The 21,014-nt window shown below is 54.6% G+C and carries 19 protein-coding genes and 1 pseudogene; 16 read left to right on the top strand and 4 right to left on the bottom strand.

All coding sequences use genetic code 11. The features are described 5' to 3' along the window. Positions 1–146 precede the first annotated feature (146 nt). The 6 genes from secY (at position 147) to infA (ending at position 6,873) form a co-directional block, all read left to right on the top strand. Positions 147–1,469: a preprotein translocase subunit SecY gene (gene secY, locus CBE74_RS14700; protein ID WP_087453404.1), complete on the top strand. Its 1,323-nt coding sequence runs from the start codon at positions 147–149 to the stop codon at positions 1,467–1,469. Then, positions 1,469–2,014, top strand: coding sequence for an adenylate kinase (locus tag CBE74_RS14705; RefSeq protein WP_087453405.1), 546 nt, complete (start codon positions 1,469–1,471; stop codon positions 2,012–2,014). The genes secY and CBE74_RS14705 overlap by 1 nt, the downstream gene beginning before the upstream one ends. 163 nt (positions 2,015–2,177) lie before the next feature. Beyond that, on the top strand, positions 2,178–2,972 hold the full coding sequence (map, locus tag CBE74_RS14710) for a type I methionyl aminopeptidase (RefSeq protein WP_087454830.1): 795 nt from the start codon (positions 2,178–2,180) through the stop codon (positions 2,970–2,972). Between the two features lie 388 nt (positions 2,973–3,360). Beyond that, entirely contained in the window at positions 3,361–5,427 is a 2,067-nt protein-coding gene (locus CBE74_RS14715) for a sialidase family protein (protein ID WP_087453406.1), read from the top strand. A 169-nt stretch (positions 5,428–5,596) separates the two neighbouring features. Continuing rightward, positions 5,597–6,319 carry a L,D-transpeptidase gene (locus CBE74_RS14720; RefSeq protein WP_087453407.1) on the top strand — a complete coding sequence of 241 codons (723 nt, stop codon included), beginning with the start codon at positions 5,597–5,599 and terminating at the stop codon, positions 6,317–6,319. Positions 6,320–6,654: 335 nt separating this feature from the next. Then, on the top strand, positions 6,655–6,873 hold the full coding sequence (gene infA, locus CBE74_RS14725; RefSeq protein WP_013241245.1) for a translation initiation factor IF-1: 219 nt from the start codon (positions 6,655–6,657) through the stop codon (positions 6,871–6,873). A 6-nt stretch (positions 6,874–6,879) separates the two neighbouring features. Here infA and CBE74_RS14730 read toward each other — a convergent pair whose 3' ends face one another. Further along, on the bottom strand, positions 6,880–7,026 hold the full coding sequence (locus CBE74_RS14730; protein WP_166741069.1) for a hypothetical protein: 147 nt from the start codon (positions 7,024–7,026) through the stop codon (positions 6,880–6,882). A 39-nt stretch (positions 7,027–7,065) separates the two neighbouring features. On the opposite strand from CBE74_RS14730, the gene rpsM reads away from it, so the two are divergent. The 8 genes from rpsM to CBE74_RS14770 all read left to right on the top strand — a co-directional run bounded on the left by rpsM (position 7,066) and on the right by CBE74_RS14770 (position 13,215). Continuing rightward, positions 7,066–7,434, top strand: a complete 369-nt coding sequence (gene rpsM / locus CBE74_RS14735) for a 30S ribosomal protein S13 (RefSeq protein ID WP_013910826.1) — start codon at positions 7,066–7,068, stop codon at positions 7,432–7,434. Positions 7,435–7,437: 3 nt separating this feature from the next. Then, positions 7,438–7,842, top strand: a complete 405-nt coding sequence (rpsK, locus tag CBE74_RS14740; RefSeq protein WP_013241247.1) for a 30S ribosomal protein S11 — start codon at positions 7,438–7,440, stop codon at positions 7,840–7,842. A gap of 23 nt (positions 7,843–7,865) precedes the next feature. Next, a complete protein-coding gene (rpsD, locus tag CBE74_RS14745; protein WP_087453408.1) occupies positions 7,866–8,471 on the top strand; it encodes a 30S ribosomal protein S4 in 606 nt (201 codons plus the stop codon). Positions 8,472–8,616: 145 nt separating this feature from the next. Next, a complete protein-coding gene (locus CBE74_RS14750) occupies positions 8,617–9,633 on the top strand; it encodes a DNA-directed RNA polymerase subunit alpha (RefSeq protein ID WP_013910827.1) in 1,017 nt (338 codons plus the stop codon). 75 nt (positions 9,634–9,708) lie between these two features. After that, complete coding sequence (gene rplQ, locus CBE74_RS14755; RefSeq protein WP_013910828.1) at positions 9,709–10,194, top strand: 50S ribosomal protein L17; 486 nt, start codon at positions 9,709–9,711, stop codon at positions 10,192–10,194. A 203-nt stretch (positions 10,195–10,397) separates the two neighbouring features. Continuing rightward, a complete protein-coding gene (truA, locus tag CBE74_RS14760) occupies positions 10,398–11,273 on the top strand; it encodes a tRNA pseudouridine(38-40) synthase TruA (RefSeq protein WP_087453409.1) in 876 nt (291 codons plus the stop codon). Between the two features lie 59 nt (positions 11,274–11,332). Next, a complete protein-coding gene (eccB, locus tag CBE74_RS14765; protein WP_375167312.1) occupies positions 11,333–12,691 on the top strand; it encodes a type VII secretion protein EccB in 1,359 nt (452 codons plus the stop codon). A gap of 101 nt (positions 12,692–12,792) precedes the next feature. Then, positions 12,793–13,215 carry a TIGR02611 family protein gene (locus CBE74_RS14770; RefSeq protein WP_087453411.1) on the top strand — a complete coding sequence of 141 codons (423 nt, stop codon included), beginning with the start codon at positions 12,793–12,795 and terminating at the stop codon, positions 13,213–13,215. Here the strand turns inward: CBE74_RS14770 and mycP are convergent. The 3 genes from mycP to CBE74_RS14785 are packed head-to-tail and all read right to left on the bottom strand — an operon-like array spanning position 13,212 to position 15,725. After that, entirely contained in the window at positions 13,212–14,408 is a 1,197-nt protein-coding gene (gene mycP, locus CBE74_RS14775; protein WP_087453412.1) for a type VII secretion-associated serine protease mycosin, read from the bottom strand. The genes CBE74_RS14770 and mycP overlap by 4 nt on opposite strands. Positions 14,409–14,410: 2 nt before the next feature. After that, positions 14,411–15,109, bottom strand: a complete 699-nt coding sequence (gene eccD / locus CBE74_RS14780) for a type VII secretion integral membrane protein EccD (protein ID WP_225870290.1) — start codon at positions 15,107–15,109, stop codon at positions 14,411–14,413. Further along, positions 15,009–15,725, bottom strand: coding sequence for a ubiquitin family protein (locus tag CBE74_RS14785; protein ID WP_225870288.1), 717 nt, complete (start codon positions 15,723–15,725; stop codon positions 15,009–15,011). Before CBE74_RS14785 ends, eccD begins: the two co-directional genes overlap by 101 nt. A gap of 261 nt (positions 15,726–15,986) precedes the next feature. Here CBE74_RS14785 and eccCa point away from each other — a divergent pair. Both eccCa and CBE74_RS14795 read left to right on the top strand, forming a co-directional pair. Further along, positions 15,987–19,837, top strand: a pseudogene (gene eccCa / locus CBE74_RS14790) (type VII secretion protein EccCa). Further along, on the top strand, positions 19,830–20,873 hold the full coding sequence (locus CBE74_RS14795) for a type VII secretion-associated protein (RefSeq protein ID WP_087453413.1): 1,044 nt from the start codon (positions 19,830–19,832) through the stop codon (positions 20,871–20,873). The pseudogene eccCa and the gene CBE74_RS14795 overlap by 8 nt, the downstream one beginning before the upstream one ends. Positions 20,874–21,014: the final 141 nt, after the last annotated feature.

The raw sequence follows: 21,014 nt of genomic DNA on the forward strand, positions 1-21,014 counted from the left end.
AAAGAAGATTGCATTGTTCAACGGTTAGAGCGAACGAGTTTTATTTAAACCTTCCATCCTTTGTGGTGAAGGCAGAAGCGTGGTCAGTGTTGAACTGATTTATCGTTGTGGCCTCATCGTGGGGGTATGTGAAGCCAGGAGGCTAAGTGTCCGCCATTTTTCAGGCATTCCGGGACGCGGATCTGCGCAAGAAGATTTTGATCACCCTTGCGCTGATCATCCTTTACCGGATTGGTGCACAAATTCCGTCACCCGGAGTAGATTACGCGTCTATCAGTGGGCGTCTTCGTGAGCTGACCTCAGACTCCTCAAGCGTCTACTCGCTCATCAACCTGTTCTCGGGTGGGGCGCTGCTGCAGCTGTCGATTTTTGCGATCGGCGTTATGCCGTACATTACGGCCTCGATTATCGTGCAGCTGCTGACCGTAGTGATCCCTAAGTTCGAGGAACTGAAGAAAGAGGGACAGTCTGGTCAAGCAAAGATGGACCAGTACACCCGCTACCTCACGTTGGGCCTAGCTCTGCTGCAGTCTTCCGGCATTGTTGCTCTGGCAGACCGTAAGCAGCTTTTGGGCTCTGGTGTCCAGGTTCTGATGCCTAATGCGGGTCTGTGGACCCTCATCATGCTGGTGCTCGTCATGTCAGCCGGTGCGATGCTGGTTATGTGGCTGGGTGAGATCATCACTGAGCGCGGCGTGGGCAACGGTATGTCTCTGCTCATCTTTGCCGGTATTGCGACTCGTCTTCCTTCCGACGGCGCAAACATTTTGAATTCCTCCGGCGGCGTGGTCTTTGCCGTTGTGTTGGTAGCCGTGATGATTCTCGTGGTCGGCGTTGTGTTTGTGGAGCAGGGACAGCGACGTATTCCGGTGCAGTACGCAAAGCGCATGGTGGGGCGTCGTCAGTACGGCGGTTCCTCCACGTACTTGCCTTTGAAGGTGAACCAGGCTGGCGTGATCCCCGTGATCTTTGCGTCCTCTCTCATCTACATGCCTGTGCTGATCACGCAGATCATCAATTCGGGTTCCCACGAAGTCTCTGATAACTGGTGGCAGCGCAACGTTATCCAGTACCTACAGACCCCGTCGTCATGGCAGTACATCGTGCTGTACTTTGTCCTGATCATTTTCTTCTCTTACTTCTACGTTTCGGTTCAGTATGACCCGAACGAGCAGGCAGAAAACATGAAGAAGTACGGCGGATTCATTCCGGGCATTCGCCCTGGTCGCCCCACCGCTGAGTACCTTGGCTTTGTTATGAACCGCCTGCTGTTCGTGGGCGCTCTCTACCTTGGTATCATTGCTGTTCTTCCTAACATCGCCCTCGATCTGGGGGTAGGGGCAAGCTCTGCAGGCTCCACACCGTTTGGTGGCACGGCTATTCTGATTATGGTCTCGGTCGCACTGACTACGGTTAAGCAGATCGAATCTCAGCTTCTACAAAGTAACTACGAAGGACTCCTCAAATAATGCGTCTTGTACTCCTTGGACCCCCCGGTGCCGGCAAGGGCACTCAGGCTGCGATTCTCTCCGAGAAGCTTGGCATCCCGCACATCTCTACGGGTGACTTGTTCCGGGCCAATATTGGTGAGGGCACCCCGCTGGGGATCGAAGCCAAGCAGTACATCGATAACGGCAAGCTAGTTCCTACGGACGTCACCGCTCGCATGGTGAAGTCTCGCTTGGAAGAGGACGATGCCAAAGATGGTTTCCTCCTCGATGGCTTTCCGCGCACCGTGGAGCAGGCAGAAATCCTCGAAGGTTTCTTGGAAGAGTTTGGCACCAAGCTTGACGGTGTGATCAACTACCAGGTCTCTGAGGACGTTGTCGTAGAGCGTATGTTGGCCCGTGGTCGTGCAGATGACAACGAGGATACGATTCGTACCCGTCTGCAGGTGTACCGCGATGAAACCGCGCCATTGATTGACCACTACGGTGAGCGGATTATTGCTATCACCGCTGAGGGTACCGTTGAAGATATTAATTCCCGGACCCTTGAGGCCCTAGGAAAATAAAACCTGATTGACTGCGAACCGAGTCTGACGCGTGGCTATGCATCTGGTGCAGAGTGTTTGTCAGTGCTCGGTTTTTGCATTTTTAGCTCATAAAGATATTCGTTTGTTGCGGCTGGCGAAACGGAAGAATTCGCCCTGACAAAGGCATGAAAGTGATGTGATGATGGGTTTTCGATCCAAACGCAAAGTAATTCCAGCGAAAACACCTGCCGAACTTGATGCGATGCAAGCTGCAGGTGAAATTGTGGGTAAGGCACTACAGGCCGTTAAGGCCGCTGCAGGGCCAGGGGTGAGCACCCTTGACCTCGACGCGGTTGCAGAAGAGACCATTCGGTCTTGTGGCGCTATTCCCACGTTTAAGGGCTATGAAGGCTTCCCCGGTTCGATCTGTGCATCGGTGAATGAAGTGATCGTTCACGGAATCCCGAATGCGGAGACAATCTTGCGGGAAGGTGACCTGGTGTCTATCGATTGCGGGGCGACCTTTGAGGGCTGGGTAGGGGACTCTGCCTGGACTTTTGGCATAGGTAAGCTTGCTGCTGACGTGCAAGCGCTTAACGACGCCACCGAGTGGGTGCTCATGGAAGGTATGAAGGCAATGGTGCCGGGAAACCGGCTTACAGATGTCTCCCACGCCTTGGAAAAAGCAACGCGCCAGGCGGAAAAGCGCTTTGGCGTGAAGCTGGGGATCGTGGATGGCTATGGCGGACACGGAATCGGGCAGACGATGCACGAGGAGCCGTATTTGGCTAACGAAGGGAAGCCCGGTAGAGGCCCGATGATTCAAGAGGGTTCGGTTCTGGCGATTGAGCCGATGCTGACGCTCGGGTCTGTGGATTCTCTTGTGTTGGATGATGAGTGGACTGTGGTCACGGATGACGACTCATGGTCTTCCCATTGGGAGCACACCGTGGCAGCAACCAACGAGGGTCCCCGAATTCTTACCCCCCGTAAGTAGTTACACGTTTTTGATCAAAAAGTGGTCTGACGTCCTACATTTTTGTAGTGCCGCCGGACCACTTTTTGCGTTCTTTGCGCTGAATAAGGACCATTTTTCTTGTTATAAATACTTTATTATTTCGTGACTTTGGCGTAATCTTGTGTGCATTACCTCCATTAGTGGAGAAGGACACATTTGAAGCAAAGGTTTTTAAGCGCTCCTTTGTGGTTGCTAGTCTCCTTACTAACACCATCTGTATGTTCTGTCACCAATTACTGTGAACGTGATACGTGTCCCTTATCCCTTTTGAACCGTGGGGCATGTGTCACTATAGGAGGTCGGACGTCTGATGTGTTGGCTGTCTCATTTTTGTATGTTTCATCCATCTCAAGGAAGGAAGTTTCCAATGACGGATTCACGCCGCCGTGGAACTCGCAAAGCGCTGATAACCCTCACAGCAGCGCTCGCGCTCACCGCTCAAGGACTTGCGGTCCCTATGACTTTTGCCGAAGAGGCCCCTAGCCCCGCAACTGCTCCCCTCGATAACAATGGGCTTTTCGACGCCGCTCCGCCCGCACCCGTAGCGCGTGGTGCAGTAGGGGAAGGGCAGCTTCCTGAGCCTGTGACCAGTGAAGTTTTTGAATCGAAGGTTATTCGAGACGTAGATCCTGAAGGTCAGCGGTGCTTCCGTATTCCTGCTATTGCTACGGCGGCTGATGGAACGCTTTTGGTGGCTTTTGATAATCGGTATGGGCCGGGGGAACAGAGTAAAACCTGGTGTCGAGATGCACCTTATGAGAATATGAAATGGAATGATCAGAAGTGGCAGACAGATATTGAAATTTATCGTTCTGACGATTCTGGAGAAAATTTCGAGACTGGTAATTTTATCGCAAAGGGTACGGCAGACCCTCGTCGTCTCTCTTATACCGACCCAGCAATTGTTGTAGATCGTGAGACGGATAAAGTATTTGCTTTTTTTGTACGAGGATATGACTATCGATTTTTTGATGCACGACAGGGAATCAATTCGGAAGCATCTGATGCGCTGATTGAACGCCGGGATGTCCAAGATACTGTAGTAATTGAATCTAATGACAACGGTAGGACCTGGGAAAATTTACGGGTTATAAGCGGACTAACTGAAAAAATTCGGGTTAAGTCCCGCCCAGGGGAAGAAGTTGCAGGCTACGGCAGGTTTGTAACTTCTGGGGCAGGAATGCAATTAAGGTATGGCCTTAATAAGGGACGTCTGTTGGTTCCGATCGCTGTTAATACTAAAAGGTATGGGCAAAATAAGGTCGTAAACTTAGCGATATACTCTGATGACCACGGTCTTACTTGGCAAGTCGGGGAAGGCATCGCCGGGGACGATGCCTTCGGAGGCGATGAGAACAAGCTTGTTGAATTGTCGGATGGGCGCATTATGATGAACTCCAAAGACAATGATAAAGATCGATGGACATCGTATTCTTCAGACCAGGGGGAACATTGGTCAGCTCCGGTGCGGACTGTTATCGCCCCTCCGCAGCATCCGGATAAGCGAAATAAAGGTATTAACGTATCGCTTATTCGGGCTTACCCTAATGCTCCAGAAGGCAGTGCTGCTGCACGTGTGCTTTTGTACTCTGCCCCAATTGATCTGAGGAGTGGGCATGAATACCATACGGATGGCCGTAATAATGGCTGGGTTATGGCTTCCTGTGACGATGGGCAGACATGGAAATACGGTAAACAGGTTGAGTTTGGCCGTTTCCAGTATTCGGTCATGACTCCCATGGCTGACGGAAATATCGGCATGGTTTATGAATCTGGTGACAAAACACGAGGCATGACCCTCAAGTTCGCCAAGTTCAACATGGCATGGTTGGGTGCCGACTGCCTGAGCAATAAGGCCCTGGGCATTACCGATCTGCCGGATCCTGCTTTGGCTAAGGCTATTGAAGACGCGAAGGCTGCGACGGCTAAGGCTGAGGAGGCTACGGCGAACGTCGTAAAGCTCACCAAAGAGCTGGAAGAAGCCGAGCTCGAGAATGACGAGCTTACGGAAGCCCTGATTGAGGCCAAGGAAGCTGCTCAGAAGGCTATTGCCGCTGCCGAGGATGCTAATGCGCGGGTCAAGGCTGCTGAGAATGCCACGGCTAAGGCCGAAGAAGCCGCTGCGAAGGCAGAGAACGAAGCTAAGGCACTTGCTGAGCAACTGGCCAGGGTCGAGGCGGAGCTAGCAAAATCCCAAGATCAAGCAAAGGTTCTCGCTGAGGCTAAAGAGGCCGCCGAGATCGCTCAAAAGGCGGCGGAAGAGGCCCTTAAGCTGGAGAAAGAGAAGAACCAAACAGGCAAAGACGCAGATAACACTGAAAACAAGGGTTTTTGGCAAGGTCTTCTACAGATTTTGCCGGGATTTGCACCCATTTTCAGTTTCTTCATGTCAGCATGGGACAGCATACAAAAGCTGTTTGGGTTTAAAGCCTAAAGAAAAATCGGAGTAATCTGATTGCTAAAAAGGGGCGTGCAGAGCGGAAAACGCGGCGCGTCCCTTTGCCCATTTCGTGTCAAAAGTTGCCAAATTGTTACGTGCGACACGCCGGGGGAGGCTCGCTTAGTTTCCTAAGTTTTTGTTCAGTCGGGATATAGTGGTCAGCATGTCTTATAAGCCCCGTCACGCGAAGCAGTCCGTGGCCCGTCGCCGTATCGTGGCGATGGTTGGAACTGCAGCAACTTCCGCAGCTCTTCTGGTGAGCCAGGCTGCCACTTCTTCCGCACAGGACTTCGGATCGAGCAACCTCAGTAGCTCTATTGATCGGCAGCTACAGAACCTTGGTCGGCAGACTCGTGACGGAGCTTGGGATCTGCGAAATAACTTGCGCGCGCAAGCCGATGCAGGTTTGCCTGTCGACGCCGCCACTATGGTGAAGCAATCCATCGACAACGCTGTTAACTTTGCATTCCCTGGCCTCATCCAAGAGCGGACCGCACTGCCAGTCATGCCGGCCCCTGCCCTCCCGGCTTTTGACACTGGCTCTTGTCCAGCATTCGCCCGCGCATGCATTGACCTGGCAGGGCAGCGCTCGTGGCTGCAAAACAATGGTCAGGTTTCTTATGGTGCGGTGCCAATCTCCAGTGGGCGTGTGGGCTATGAGACTCCCAAGGGAATTTTCCACGTTAATCGTAAGATTAAGGATGAAATCTCCCGAGAATTCAACAACGCTCCCATGCCATTTTCTGTGTACTTCACCAATAACGGCATTGCGTTCCACGAGGGAAGCCCACAGGTGGCTTCGCATGGTTGCATCCACCTCAACCACAAAGATGCGGTGACCTTCTTTAATCAACTGCAGGTTGGGGACGTCGTCTACGTGTACTAATCACACCGTAGGTTTGATGACTTAGAGGAACTGGCTGCGGCATCCTGAGGAGATGCTCGTGGCCTTTTCTTTATGAGGTAGTACCTGGGGATAACGGGGGTGATGGTGAGGGGTGGGCGTCGAGAAGCTATAAGTCATAACCTGCGGCGAGTACTGGGGCTGATAAAGAGCCTAGAAAAACTTGGCTTTTCGGGCGGGGCACTGTATCGTTGCTCGTTGGTGTATTGCCAAAAGGTGAAACACCTGTAATAAGCAGTGATTATGCGGCATCGTAGTGATGAATCGGTTGGGATATTCAACCAAAATTCAGTACTGATGTCAGGAATGTGGAGGCTATGGCTAAGGAAGGCGCAATCGAGGTTGAGGGTCGTATTATCGAGCCTTTGCCCAACGCAATGTTCCGCGTCGAACTCGATAACGGACACAAAGTGCTTGCACATATCAGTGGCAAAATGCGCCAGCACTATATCCGTATCCTCCCTGAGGACCGCGTAGTCGTGGAGCTTTCTCCTTACGACTTGAACCGTGGTCGCATCGTTTACCGCTACAAATAATTCGACTTAGTCAGTTATTTCTTTGAAGCCTCCATGCTTCACTGATGCCTTGGCATCACCCACACCTTTGGCCGCGGTGGCTAAAGCCTTGCGCATCTCATCCCATCGTCCGGCATCCGTCCGGGCAAAGCGATGTTTGGTAAGGACGAGCATGGAGAAAACCACCGTAACAACCGGAAAGGTACTGCCCTTATGGCACGTCTAGCTGGAGTTGACCTTCCGCGCAACAAGCGCATGGAGGTTGCACTCACTTACATCTACGGTATCGGCCCTGCCCGTGCCGCCCAGCTGCTCAAGGAGACCGGCATCTCCCCGGACCTGCGCACTGACAACCTTACTGACGAGCAGGTTTCTGCTCTTCGTGACGTCATTGAAGCAACTTGGAAGGTTGAGGGTGACCTCCGCCGCCAGGTTCAGGCCGACATTCGTCGCAAGATCGAAATCGGCTGCTACCAGGGTCTGCGCCACCGTCGTGGCCTGCCCGTCCGTGGCCAGCGCACCAAGACCAACGCACGTACGCGTAAGGGTCCGAAGAAGACGATCGCCGGAAAGAAGAAGTAATTCATGCCTCCTAAGACTCGCAGCACGGCTCGCCGCACTGGTCGTCGTGTAGTTAAAAAGAACGTGGCTCAGGGCCACGCATACATCAAGTCCACCTTCAACAACACCATCGTTTCCATCACGGATCCGTCCGGTGCTGTCATCGCATGGGCATCCTCCGGCCACGTCGGATTCAAGGGTTCCCGTAAGTCCACTCCGTTCGCAGCTCAGCTTGCTGCTGAGAACGCTGCTCGTAAGGCAATGGACCACGGCATGAAGAAGGTTGATGTATTCGTCAAGGGCCCAGGTTCGGGCCGCGAAACCGCTATCCGCTCTCTTCAGGCTGCCGGCCTTGAGGTGACCTCCATCTCCGACGTCACCCCTCAGCCGTTCAACGGCTGCCGCCCACCGAAGCGTCGTCGCGTTTAATAGGAAAGGAAAGGTAACTTACAATGGCTCGTTATACCGGCCCAGCAACCCGTAAGTCCCGCCGCCTCCGCGTCGACCTCGTCGGCGGAGACATGGCATTCGAGCGTCGCCCCTACCCTCCGGGACAGGCTGGCCGCGCACGCATCAAAGAGTCTGAGTACCTGCTTCAGCTGCAGGAGAAGCAGAAGGCTCGCTTCACCTACGGTGTTATGGAGAAGCAGTTCCGTCGCTACTACGCAGAGGCTAACCGTCTCCCAGGCAAGACCGGTGACAACCTGGTCATCCTGCTTGAGGCTCGCCTCGACAACGTTGTGTACCGCGCAGGTCTCGCACGTACGCGCCGCCAGGCACGTCAGCTCGTTTCCCACGGACACTTCACTGTGAACGGCAAGAAGATTAACGTTCCTTCCTACAAGGTTTCTCAGTACGACATCATCGATGCTCGCGAGAAGTCTCGTAAGATGATCTGGTTCGAAGAGGCTCAGGAGAACCTCCTCGACGCAGTTGTGCCAGCATGGCTGCAGGTCGTTCCGTCCACCCTGCGCATTCTCGTGCACCAGTTGCCAGAGCGCGCTCAGATCGACGTTCCGCTGCAAGAGCAGCTCATCGTCGAGTTCTACTCGAAGTAATTTTCTGTTCTCCTGCTTTGTGGCTTCCATGCTGTGGAGGCCGCGGGGCAAGACGCGACAGGAATCTGGAATCTTCTTTAAGTCCTTTCATCCTTTCCGCCTATAGACGTCAAATAGCGGTCGTCACTCACAGGAGAGTTCTTAAATGCTCATTTCTCAGCGCCCCACCCTCACCGAGGAATACGTTGATTCCGCTCGTTCGCGCTTCGTTATCGAACCGCTTGAGCCGGGTTTCGGTTACACCCTTGGTAACTCGCTGCGTCGTACCCTGCTTTCGTCCATCCCGGGCGCTGCAGTGACCAGCGTGAAGATCGATGGTGTTCTTCACGAGTTCACCACGATCAACGGTGTGAAAGAAGATGTCTCTGACATCATCCTGAACATCAAGGGTCTGGTTCTGTCTTCCGACTCTGACGAGCCGGTTGTCATGTACCTCCGCAAGGAAGGCGCTGGCGTTGTATCCGCTGGCGACATTGAGCCACCAGCAGGTGTGGAGATCCACAACCCGGATCTGCACATTGCTACTCTGAATGAGCAGGGCCGTCTTGATATCGAGATGATCGTCGAGCGCGGTCGCGGCTACGTCCCGGCTTCTCTCTACGCAGGCACCAACGAGATTGGTCGCATCCCTGTTGACCAGATCTACTCCCCGGTGCTCAAGGTGAGCTACAAGGTCGAAGCTACTCGTGTTGAGCAGCGCACCGACTTTGACAAGCTCATCATCGATGTTGAGACCAAGAACTCTATTGCTCCGAGTGACGCTCTTGCGTCTGCTGGCAAGACTTTGGTTGAGCTGTTCGGCCTCGCACGCGAGCTGAACACCGCCGCTGAGGGCATCGAGATCGGTCCTTCTCCGCAAGAGACCGAGTACATCGCTGCTTACAGCATGCCGATCGAGGACCTGAACTTCTCCGTTCGTTCCTACAACTGCCTGAAGCGTCAGGAGATCCACACCGTTGGTGAGCTCGCAGAGTGCACCGAGTCGGACTTGCTGGATATCCGTAACTTTGGTCAGAAGTCGATCAACGAAGTCAAGATCAAGCTCGCTGGCTTGGGCCTGTTCCTGAAGGACTCTCCTGAGGACTTTGATCCCACCCAACTCGAGGGCTACGACGCCGCTACCGGCGACTACGTGGACACGGATCTGGAAGATTCCGAGTAAGAAGCCCATTAGGGGCCTGGTCATTGCGACCACGGTCCCAAGCGCTCAATAAAACTTGTACACGAGGAGTACACAATGCCTACCCCTAAGAAGGGCGCCCGTCTCGGCGGTTCCGCAAGCCACCAGAAGCACATTCTGTCGAACCTTGCGGCACAGCTTTTCGAGCACGGCGCTATCAAGACCACCGATGCTAAGGCTAAGCTCCTGCGTCCTTACGCAGAGAAGCTGATCACCAAGGCTAAGAGCGGCTCTGTTGCGGATCGTCGCAACGTGCTCAAGCTCGTTCCGAACAAGGACGTCGTTGCACATCTGTTCAACGAGTTGGCTCCGAAGTTCGAGAACCGCGAGGGTGGCTACACCCGCATCATCAAGCTCGAGAACCGCAAGGGTGACAACGCTCCTATGAGCCAGATCTCCCTCGTTCTTGAGGAGACTGTTTCTGCAGAGGCAAGCCGCGCAACCCGCGCAGCTGCTTCCAAGGAAGCTGAGAAGGTAGAGGAGCCAGCAGTCGAGGAGACCGCTGCAGAGACCTCCACCGACGAGGCTGCAGAAGAGAAGTAGTCTTTAAGGTTTTAACGCCTGGACATAAAACGTCCCTCATCGCTGATAAGAGCAGATGGGGGACGTTTTGCTATAGGGCATAGAAGTCGTAGGCGTGCCCTTTGTTACATTAGAATGCGCTTGACCTCGCGCTGAGAGAGCGTGTGGGGTTGAGGTGGGCGTCGAAAAGCAATCCAGCGCTGCTTCGTGGAGGAAGAACAAATATGGAGACCAACCAGCCAACTGTGCGTATTCGCCTCGATCTGGCTTATGACGGCACCCATTTTCATGGGTGGGCTCGTCAGGGAACCTCCCAGCTGCGCACGGTGCAACGAGTGCTTGAGGATTCGCTTGAGCTTATTCTGAGACATCCGATTCAACTGACGGTGGCTGGCCGCACTGATGCCGGAGTCCATGCTGCGGGGCAAGTGGCGCACTTTGATGTTCCGGAGGCCGCGCTGGACACTCGCAGCATCGACGGCGACCCGCGCAACCTGGTACGACGCCTAGCGCGCCTGCTGCCCGAGGACGTGCGAGTCCATGCGTGTACGCGAGCCCCGGAAGGATTCGACGCGCGCTTTTCTGCTTTACGACGCCACTACGTCTACCGACTGACCACCCATCCGCGAGGTGCTCTTCCTACTCGCGCAACAGACACAGCGCACTGGCCGAAACAGATCGACATGAATGCGATGCAAGCAGCCGCAGACGTCCTTATCGGCCTGCATGACTTCGCGGCCTTTTGCAAGTTCCGAGAAGGCGCAACGACGATTCGTGACCTGCAAGAATTCACATGGCACGACGTCTCCACTCCGCTGGAACCACAACTCTATGAAGCCCACGTTACGGCGGACGCCTTTTGTTGGTCCATGGTCAGGTCGCTCGTTGGTAGCTGTCTAGTCATCGGAGAGGGGAAACGGCCGGAAGGATTCGCTGATTCTTTGCTCACTGAAACCTCCCGTTCCTCCCGCGTCCCCGTTGCGCCAGCCAAAGGGCTAAGCCTGGTGGGCGTGGATTACCCCGCAGACAGCGAATTGCTGGCCCGCGCAGACATCACCCGTGCAGTGCGCACCGCTGACGACATATCAGGGAACCGCTAAGCCACCCGCATCCGTCTAACTAGATGGCCCTTTCCACGGGGCTGTCGAGCCAATTCCCTATGCGCATGAGGACGGATGCCATGGATACAACAACAGGAATTCCCCACGAGAACGCAGCCCAACGCAGAGGCATCGCCCCTGCGACAAAGGCGCAAGTCTCAGGCCATAGGTTCCTTGTTCGACGCATAGAGCTAGGGCTTTTGCTTGGCGACGTCCGCATGATCCACGACCCGCTAGGAAGACTGCGCCGCGCCCTGGCCTTTGGCCTCAGCGCGGTTAGCCTTGTCTCACTAGGTGCAGGTGCTTTAGCACTCTTTAGCCCGAATCCTGATCCCGGTGACGCACGCATCCTCTCCTCGCAACGAGGAGACCTCTTTGTGCGTGTCGGAGAACAACTCCACCCGGTGACTAATCTGACCTCCGCCCAGCTTGCCGTGGAGGAAGCATCCACGCCGGTAAAAGTTGGCGACTCTGTACTAAGAACGAAACGCATAGCAGTTCCCATCGGAATCGCAGATGCACCCAGCATCTTCAGCGAAGCCCCCAAGGAAGAACCTCTCTGGCAAGTTTGTACCTCCATGGGAGCACCCGCCGAGCCGAATTCCCCACGGACGACATTCCTGATCAACCACGACACAACTTTCGACCAAGTACCACAGCTAGGGGACAACGAAGCCCTTTTGACCACGAGCCTGGCAGGTGGCGTGGTGGTCACCGCTACAACCAGGAGGCTCCTGCCCCCAGCTGAGTCGCCCGAGGGCAGGAGCATCCGACGGAGACTCGGCATCGACTTTACGACGCCACGGTGGAATCCTGCGGCAGATGTGTTGGCGATTGTTCCAGAGTCACCCCAGTTCCACCTCCCCGTGGGGAATCTGGAACTTTTTGTAGCCGACGGCGAATACTGGCTGAAGAACGACTCGGGGGTTGTGCACATTAGTCCTTTACAAAAGGACGTTCTCACAGATATGGGTTGGGGGCTCAAAGCTGTCCCGCGAACAGAGATGACAGCACTGCCCGACATAGACCTTCAGGTAGCGCTGCCCGAAAAGCCATTGCGTTGGCAAGATCCGCGTAAGGCAGACACGTGCATATCGGTGTCCTTTGCCCACGCAGATATGGAATCGAGCACATCCGTGGGCCTCGCCAGTTCCGCTACGGCGTCTGCATCTGCAGTCGAGCTTTCCGGAGAATCTGTGGCGACTCACTTTGCGGGCAGCGGAGGGACTGTAGCTGTAGAAACAGGTGCGGGAGTGCATCTGATTTCCGAACATGGGCTGAGACATCAGCTGGCGCATAATGCAGTTTTAGACCATGTGGGTATTCATAAGGTATGGCGTGCGTCATGGTTTCTGCTTCGCTTGCTGCCATCAGGAACTGAGCTGAGCAAGGAAGCGGCATTAACACCGCTCTACTAGTGTGTAGACTTTCTCTTCGAGTCTGAAGAATCTCGAAGAACTTCGGAGGACCACGCACACGTCTTTTTTATCACCATGCCCGCAAGAGGAAAGGAACGCGCATGAGCTCGATGCGTGACGCAGTTGCGGACAAGCTTGCTCAAATCAATCAACACCATGAGAACCTCAAACGCCACCGTTTGGGATTCCTTGTACGTCCGACCGTTCTCATCCTGGGATGGCTGGTTGTCATTGTGGGGATTATTACCATCCCATTCCCTGGGCCTGGATGGCTTACGGTGTTTGTGGGAATCGGGATCTTGTCTCTGGAGCTCCACTGGGCAAGCGGTCTTTTGGCGTGGGGAGTGAGGCTTTATGATCGCTTCTTCTCCTGGTACCACGTGCAGCCTAAAAAGACGCGCTACTCCCTGATCGCCGGCACTATTGCGGCTGCTTGGGTCGCCGGAATTGCAATTGTTCTGTTGCTATGGAAATTGGGGTTCGTGCCATTTTTAGACCCCATAGTGCGTATGCTGCTCGGCTAATTTGCTGAATCTTGCTCAGAATGCGGATGCGTACCCGAAAGCAACAGCATTGTGGCAGTAAGCGTTATAAGCAGTAACGACGTCACCACGGCAGCGATCATCCGCCCGTGTGCTCCGTATCGGCTTGGCTGTGACACTGTCACGAGCGATGGGTGCGGCTGTGGCGGAGGCCGTGGAAAAACCTGAGTAAGAGCTAGCTCAGGATCGACAGCTCCGGTCATGGGATCAACGCTGTGATACAGCAATGCCCTAATATCGGCAGCAGTGGCTTGTGGGTAGCGTTCCCGAAGCAACGCGGCGGTGCCCGCAACAATAGGAGCAGCAAAGCTTGTTCCCTCAAATGGCACAATATTTCTATCTTTGTGCGTCCCCTGGGATAGCGCAGCACCCTCGTGCGATAACGCTGCTGCGACATTACCCGGGGCGCTGAGCATCGGATGCGGAGCAGGCAAGGAATACTGCGTAGGAAGTCCATCGCTGTTGAGCGCAGAAACAGCCAGAACCGTATCCACATGGGTCGGGTAGACGTGATCGCCGGGTTCACATGAGGAAGAACCGGCATTACCGGCGGCGGAAACCACAACGACGTTTGACTTTTCAGCGCGGTCGAGGGCCGCGTGGAGCTCAGAAAGTTCTACGAGGGTGCCGTGACGCACACACGACACCACGGAGATGTTAATCACGTGTGCGCCGTGGTCGATGGCCGCATGGATGCTTTGGGCCAGCGTAGAGAGATTTCCCGCAGGAACTGCGCGAGCCGAGTATTCCTGCCACGCACTGGTCTGCTTGATAGAGATGATCGTTGCAGCAGGAGCTACCCCTACCACGCCGTCGGGGCCGTCGCGGGCCGCAATGATTCCAGCAACAGTTGTGCCGTGGGCGTCGCAGTCATAAAGGCCGCCGCGACGTGTGCCGTCGTTGACAAAGCTACCCGCGTCTTCTACCAGACCAAGACGCGAATGGGGAGCGACACCGGTATCGATTATCGCGACTCGAATGCCAGCGCCGGTGGCGTGACGGTGGGCCCGGCGAAACTTCTGAGAGGCGGCTGCTTGCCTTTGGACATTTTCTGTCGAAGCGTGAGCGGCTTGGGCACACGATCGCTCTTGACCGTAAGCCAGCGGGCAGAAAACGATGCAAAGAACAATGAGCACCAGGGCGAAAACAAACCTGGGAAACCGAAGCGTGTGCATAGTTATCCCAACCCCCGGATCAGGGAAAAGACCCCCATGAGTTGGCACGATAACGGAAACACCGCGGCAAGGGCCAAAGCTTCGCATCTGCCGATCCATAATGCAGTAACAGGTGTAAAACGGGGCAGCAGTTTGGCCCAGATGGAAGCCGTGAGAGCACACAGTGAGATGGATAAAGGAACGATCACCAGCCACTGAATGGAAACATCCGTAGCTAGAGACAATCCGATAATTCCGCCGAGAGAGATCATCCACAGCATCCACACCGACACACCGGTCGCATGGCGATGCGAATGCGCTGCTGTGCAGATAATGACAATGACGCACACGCAGAATAGGAAGGCGAATCCGTTGCCGTGCGCTAAATAACCAATAGTCAATAGCGCTGGGGTAGCGCTTGCCGACGCTCCCATCACTATGCCTTCCAGCAACAACAGGGACTTTCTGGCCTGGTATTCCAGTCGGAGAGATGAAGCCTGCGAATCTGCGATGCTCAGGTCTTCACCAGCGCTAGGAAGGCGTGGGACTTCAACGCCAGCTAACTTGACTGCCACAGTTGGTGCCAGGATTATCGCAGTAAGTGCACAGGCAACTACTGCGCTAGCTGCGCCTAAAAACCAACCGTGTGGTTGTGATTCTGGAAATTGGTAGAGCCAGCCAGCAGCAGCTATGGGAGAAGTCGATAGCGCAAAAGAAATGATCGCGCTGAGTGGACGGACGTAAGCGGTTGGTCGGCTTTTCGTCTGAGGTCGTGGCGGTGTGGGAGGGGCGTCGAGAAGCAAGCACATGCAGCGAGAGCGAACCAGTTATAAGAGCTACATCGGCTGCTAAGACCGCTGCCGCAATGTCAGATGCGCTCGCCTCCGACACTGAGAAAGACACAACAAAAGAACCTGCCGCGCAGGCACAAAAACTGGCGAATGCTGTTAACACCAAGGCGTTGCGGGTCCATACATAAGCAAGCATGGCTAGACCGCATAGGATCAACCAGCGGAATTCGGGTGGGCCGAGTGCATCCATGCGCATGATGAGAAAAGCACAACCCATCATCCCCAAGGCCTCTGTGGCGATAGCGATACCGCGTGGAGGAATAGAGTCTTTGCTGCTCTGTGCGAGGGTTTCCGCAGAATCACGCACAACAGGGGCTTTCGACGCTCGGTGCGGGCGCAGAAGTACAACAGCACCATCGGGAAGGCTCGTAGCGTGAAGGGGCGTGGAGGCGTCGATACGCACTCCAGAAGCCGTGATGGATTGCCACGGCGTAGTCCCAGCATCTACTCCTGCGAGCGACAAAATATCCGGGATGACCTCTACCAACGCAGAAGACCGCGGGACAGAAATATCTACGTTAACGCAGGAAACAGCTGGCGTGCTATATCCAGACGTCGCAATGCGGAAATGAAGCCGAATATCTTAATCTATCAAAAGAAATCCCCTCTCTTTGTTGGTACCCCCTACCAAGTACCGTCCATCCTGACTTATGATCGCTTCAGTGTCTAGTCCAAGGGGGAACTTCGGGTGGGGCCGCAAAAGGGGAATCGGGGAAGTGACTTTTCCGCGAGCACACAAGGGGGGGAAATGGTGCGTACCGCTGTATCGACTATCCAGGAAAACGATGGTGTACACATCGTTGAACAGCAGGTTTTGGCCAAGGAAGAATCCTCTTGTGCGCCTGCATTACCGCAGGAGAATGCGTTCAGCAAACAGGTTGATCACGGGATAATTCCACAGCTCAGTGCAGATGAACGGCTACCCGCGCCACCGCTTCCAGTAGGAAACCTAAACCCGGAGGCTGTTCCAGAAGCCGCGCGTGCACAACCTGTGCCGTTGCTCAAGATGCTCATGCCGCTAGCAATGGTGGTTGCGGTCATCGCGATGGTCGGACTACTGGTGATTTCAGGTGGCGCATTAAAGCCAATGATGCTCACGCTGCCGCTCATGATGGGGATGTCTTTGCTCATGACGTTTTCTCCCGCGCCGGGAGAAGACACAGCGGAGATGCTCAGGACATATCTACGATACCTGGTGGCTTTGCGTGAAAAAGCAGTGGAAAATGCTGATGCACAGCGCGCACATGAGCTATACCGGCATCCTTCGTCACATGAGCTGTGGCCGATGGCAGGAACCGAGCGGATGTGGGAGCGGTTAGGGGACGCCTCAGATGCTTTAGAAGTGCGCATTGGCGCAGGAAGCACCGCGTTATGCACTCCGTTTGAGGTGCCGGATTCGGGTGCGGCAGAAGATTTGGATCCGGTATGTGCGGTATCGCTACGCTCGACGGTTCAGGCTTTGAGCTCTGTCCACGATATGCCACTGATTATGCAGCTACAGGCGTTTCGGGTTATCAATATTCTAGGAGAGGATGCGCGCGGTTTAGCCCGTGCTATCGTCGCGCAGCTGTGCTTTCACCATGGTCCGGAAGCCGTGGGCATAGATCTCATCGTAGGGAATACCGCAGTGAAGGGTGGCTCGGGTTCTGATGACGATTGGACTTTCATTAAATGGTTTCCGCATTGCCGAACACCACAAAGCGCGCAGCATCGGATCGCCATTGTGGATTGCATGGGTAAGGGGAGCCACGAAATAGGCGCACCTGATGTTAGCCGCTGGGACGTGATTATTGCTATCGGTGCAGACCCAGATTCAGATCTAGGTCTGCGAGCTGAAGAAGAAGGAATCGTGCTGCAGGCAGGTTCGAGCCTCGGAGTAATCACAGAAATGGGTGTCGAGGAGATCGGTATTCCTGAAACCTTGAGCAGTAGCGCGGCGTTGCTCCTTGCAAGACTCCTGACCAGATATAGACGGGCGGAGTCCGAAAGTACGGCTTCCTCTGACTTGCGTGCGCTCTTGGGACTTCGCGGTGCCGCCGGACAGCTTGATGTGGGCTCTTTGTGGAGACGTCGGAAACCGGAGGGCTAAAGAATGGGCGGCTGAGTATTCCTTTTGGCCTCAACGCATCGGGGAAACCCGTGGTGCTTGATATTAAGGAATCTGCGCACGGTGGAATGGGGCCTCATGGCCTGTGCCTGGGATCCACAGGTAGCGGAAAATCAGAGCTCTTGAGGACGCTGGTCGTGGGCCTTGCCGCAACCCATAGCCCGGAAGATCTTAATTTTGTGCTTGTGGATTTTAAAGGTGGTGCCACCTTTTTAGGACTAGACCGATTACCGCACACCTCTGCAGTAATCACTAACTTGGCTCAGGAAACTGTGCTTGTGGAACGTATGCATGATGCGATCTCGGGGGAGATGAATCGACGCCAAGAGGTGCTGCGACAAGCCGGAAACTTTAGCAACGTCAGTGAATACACTGCAGCGAGGCAACATCGACCAGAGTTAGCTCCCATGCCAGCGCTGCTCATCATCGTCGATGAGTTCTCGGAACTACTGGGTCAGCACCCCGACTTTGCCGACCTTTTTGTGGCAGTGGGACGCCTGGGACGTTCTTTGCATATACACCTCCTGCTCGCTAGTCAACGGCTTGACGAGGGAAGGTTACGCGGACTGGATTCACCTCTGAGTTACCGCATCGGCCTCAAGACATTTTCTGCTGCAGAATCCCGCCAGATATTGGGAGTTCCTGATGCCTACGAGCTACCCAATCAACCAGGTGTGGGGTTCCTTTCTACTGGTGCGGGCTCGCTGCAACGCTTCAGGGCATCCTATGTGTCAGGCCCCATGCAGAACCTTAACGTCGAACACACTAGGGGACCTTCAGTGCGACTGTGGACTGGGTGGGAAGATTCCGGACAACAATCAGGACAAGCAGAACAGAAATCTGACTCGCAAGAGAAAACGCTTGTCGACGCCATCGTCTCGGCCAGTGTGCAAGCTGCAGCGCAGGAACAATTACAAGCGCATCACATATGGCTCCCACCACTCCCAAAATCCATAAGCCTCAATCCTTTGGAGTACAACCAGGACTTTTTAGTTGCATCGGTCGGCATTGTCGATCGTCCATATCTGCAACGTCAAGACCCGTTGATCATGAATTTCCTTGGGCAAAGCGGACATGCCGCACTATGTGGTGGGCCGCAGACCGGGAAAAGTAGTGCGTTGCGCACGATCATGGCATCGCTGGCTATCTCGCATTCGACGCGCACCCTTCGGTTTTATGTCTTGGACCTCGCTGGGACGGGCCTTGCTTCAACGTCAGCATTGCCGCACGTAGCTGGGGTTGCGCACCGTACCGAGGCAGAAAAAGTGCGAAGAATCGTAGATGAGGTCGTATCCTTCATGGATTCTCCTGAAGAACGCCAAACCTTTCTTATCGTCGATGGATGGCGTGTGATGGGACAAGCCTTTGACGATCTGCTTGAACCTCTTGCTCGTATCGCCTCCGACGGGCTAGCCGCACATGTCCATCTGGTGATCTCAACCCCGCGGTGGACTGCGCTGCGCCCGGAGATCCGGGACCTGATATCGCAGAGAATTGAGTTCAAGTTGGCAGAGCCTTTGGATTCGCTCATCGATAGAAAAGCACAGAGCAAACTTCCACTTGCTGCAGGCCGGGGCCTGAATACAGATAAGGAGCACATACTCTTTGCTCTATCCACACCGGCAGACCTAGAACAAGCAGCATCCACCTGCACAGATAGGGGAGATAGCGCCGTACCCACACTCAAGATGCTCCCCTCCTGGGTAGGAGTTTCGGAGCTGACGGTGGGCGTCGAAAAGCAGGAAATTCCTTTTGGTCTAGGAGGTAAGAAGCTCACTCCACTGACGTGGAATCCCCAGCATTCGAGCCATCTGCTGTGCGTAGGAAGTCAAGGCTGTGGGAAGAGCACAGTGATACACACGATCGTCAAAGGCATCGAAGCTATGGGGGCGGACAACGCTCGTATTGTGATGATTGATCACCGTCGGGCCCACCTTGGGGCGGTACAAGAGGACATGCTTGCAGCGTATTCTGCGACATCCCAGACCACAGAAAGCATGATCGGCGATGTGATTGTGACTCTTCGTTCGCGTCTGCCCGGTTCGGATGTGACTGCGGAGCAACTAAAAAACCGTTCCTGGTGGTGCGGTCCGGACATATTTTTGCTTATCGACGATCTCGACATCCTTCCCGACGGTTGCCTGTACCCGCTGGTTGAGCTTCTTCCGCACTCAAAAGACATTGGTTTGCACGTGGTGGCCTGCAGAAAAATTGGGGGTATGCAGCGCGCCCTGTATCAGCCATTTTTCGCGGAAATAAGGGATCAACAACCTACGGTTCTCATCCTCGACGGCGACAGAGACGACGGACCTCTATGGGGGATACGCCCTAGCCAGCAGCCTCCGGGCCGCGGAATTTTGGTGGAACGCGGTAGCAATAAGGGAATTTTCCAGGTAGCTGTTGCAGACACTCGCTTGACTGCTCAGGAAGACAGCCCACAGGAAGCTGAATGCGCAGTGGTGGGTGACTCCGGAGGAGAAGACCATGAATAAGCCATATGATCTGGTGATCACTGTCTTGGACACAGCAACGGTCTTTGAGGGGACAGAAGATGCGTTCCGTTACGACCTCACGAGTGCCGGGATTGTAGAGGGATGGGCTCTTGACAAAATCATCGAACAAGCAGCTGAGCAGTTGTTGCCTCAGTGGCCTGCAGTAACAATCCACATTATTGCGGAAACAACGGTAAAAGAGATTCTTACCGAGCAGTTGTTGGAACACGGAGTATCGGTGGAAGCAGCATCGGCTAGGGAGGTTTCTTATACAAAAACTGAGCCCACAAAAAGCGATCACAGTGAGCGTGCGTGGGAACCTCAACCGGACAACGAAGTACGCGATGTGCGGAGAAAAGCTATCCGGGCGAAAACCTCGTCCTTTAGTCGCATCGCACTCGCGGAGAAGCTGCATCCTTTTCACGGTCTACTCGTGGTGCTTGTTATAGCCGTGGCTGGGGTTTCGTGGTGGGCGATGGGAAAAGGGCTTACAACTCCATCTATTGGAGTAGCACCGGTGCAAAGCGTGGGGGACCAAGAGCTGAGGAACGCACCGGATGCCCATTCTGAGGCGAGACCAGCGCCAACGACGAGTGTCGCTGCATCTCTCAACAATGATGTGGTTTTGCACCATGCTCGTATCCAAGTGCTTTTACCTAGTAGCTACCATTTGGCGGAAAAAGAAGGAACGAGCGGAATGGTTATAGCGACCGGTGATGACCCGGAACTTCGGATCCTCTTGTCTATAGACCCCGTGGGCTCAACCGACGTGGAGGCTGTCTATGCGGAGCTAGATGCAATGATCACTCACGATCCCACGCTGACTAATGGGCAAACTCTGGGAATAACTAAGCCAACCCGCCTGGTCTCCTATGAAGAACGTCCCGGGGATGGATCCTATGCGCATTGGTGGTCTTGGGTAGATAACGGACATGTGTATTCCGTTGGGTGCCACAGTAAGCGGATGTCGTCCACTATTCCTCAGCGCGCAGTATGCCGTAAGGCAGTAGAAAGCGTGTCAGTGCGTAGCTCCTGACGCTGGGGTGAGGGAGAGAAGCTGAGGCACAGAAGAAAAAGGGAACAGCGGGAACCAAAAAGGCGTGACGTTACGTCTAAAGATCAAGGCTGACATAGCAGCCGATAGGGACCCCGCTTAGGGGAAGAAAATACACACAAT

Source organism: Corynebacterium silvaticum (assembly GCF_002162115.2).
In the GTDB taxonomy this organism is placed as follows: domain Bacteria; phylum Actinomycetota; class Actinomycetes; order Mycobacteriales; family Mycobacteriaceae; genus Corynebacterium; species Corynebacterium silvaticum.

Coding starts and splice junctions, on each gene's coding strand:
- CBE74_RS14705 (WP_087453405.1), top strand. CDS start 1,469: ATGCGTCTTGTACTCCTTGGACCCCCCGGTGCCGGCAAGGGCACTCAG.
- map (WP_087454830.1), top strand. CDS start 2,178: ATGGGTTTTCGATCCAAACGCAAAGTAATTCCAGCGAAAACACCTGCC.
- CBE74_RS14715 (WP_087453406.1), top strand. CDS start 3,361: ATGACGGATTCACGCCGCCGTGGAACTCGCAAAGCGCTGATAACCCTC.
- CBE74_RS14720 (WP_087453407.1), top strand. CDS start 5,597: ATGTCTTATAAGCCCCGTCACGCGAAGCAGTCCGTGGCCCGTCGCCGT.
- infA (WP_013241245.1), top strand. CDS start 6,655: ATGGCTAAGGAAGGCGCAATCGAGGTTGAGGGTCGTATTATCGAGCCT.
- CBE74_RS14730 (WP_166741069.1), bottom strand. CDS start 7,026: ATGCTCGTCCTTACCAAACATCGCTTTGCCCGGACGGATGCCGGACGA.
- rpsM (WP_013910826.1), top strand. CDS start 7,066: ATGGCACGTCTAGCTGGAGTTGACCTTCCGCGCAACAAGCGCATGGAG.
- rpsK (WP_013241247.1), top strand. CDS start 7,438: ATGCCTCCTAAGACTCGCAGCACGGCTCGCCGCACTGGTCGTCGTGTA.
- rpsD (WP_087453408.1), top strand. CDS start 7,866: ATGGCTCGTTATACCGGCCCAGCAACCCGTAAGTCCCGCCGCCTCCGC.
- CBE74_RS14750 (WP_013910827.1), top strand. CDS start 8,617: ATGCTCATTTCTCAGCGCCCCACCCTCACCGAGGAATACGTTGATTCC.
- rplQ (WP_013910828.1), top strand. CDS start 9,709: ATGCCTACCCCTAAGAAGGGCGCCCGTCTCGGCGGTTCCGCAAGCCAC.
- truA (WP_087453409.1), top strand. CDS start 10,398: ATGGAGACCAACCAGCCAACTGTGCGTATTCGCCTCGATCTGGCTTAT.
- eccB (WP_375167312.1), top strand. CDS start 11,333: ATGCGCATGAGGACGGATGCCATGGATACAACAACAGGAATTCCCCAC.
- CBE74_RS14770 (WP_087453411.1), top strand. CDS start 12,793: ATGAGCTCGATGCGTGACGCAGTTGCGGACAAGCTTGCTCAAATCAAT.
- mycP (WP_087453412.1), bottom strand. CDS start 14,408: ATGCACACGCTTCGGTTTCCCAGGTTTGTTTTCGCCCTGGTGCTCATT.
- CBE74_RS14795 (WP_087453413.1), top strand. CDS start 19,830: ATGAATAAGCCATATGATCTGGTGATCACTGTCTTGGACACAGCAACG.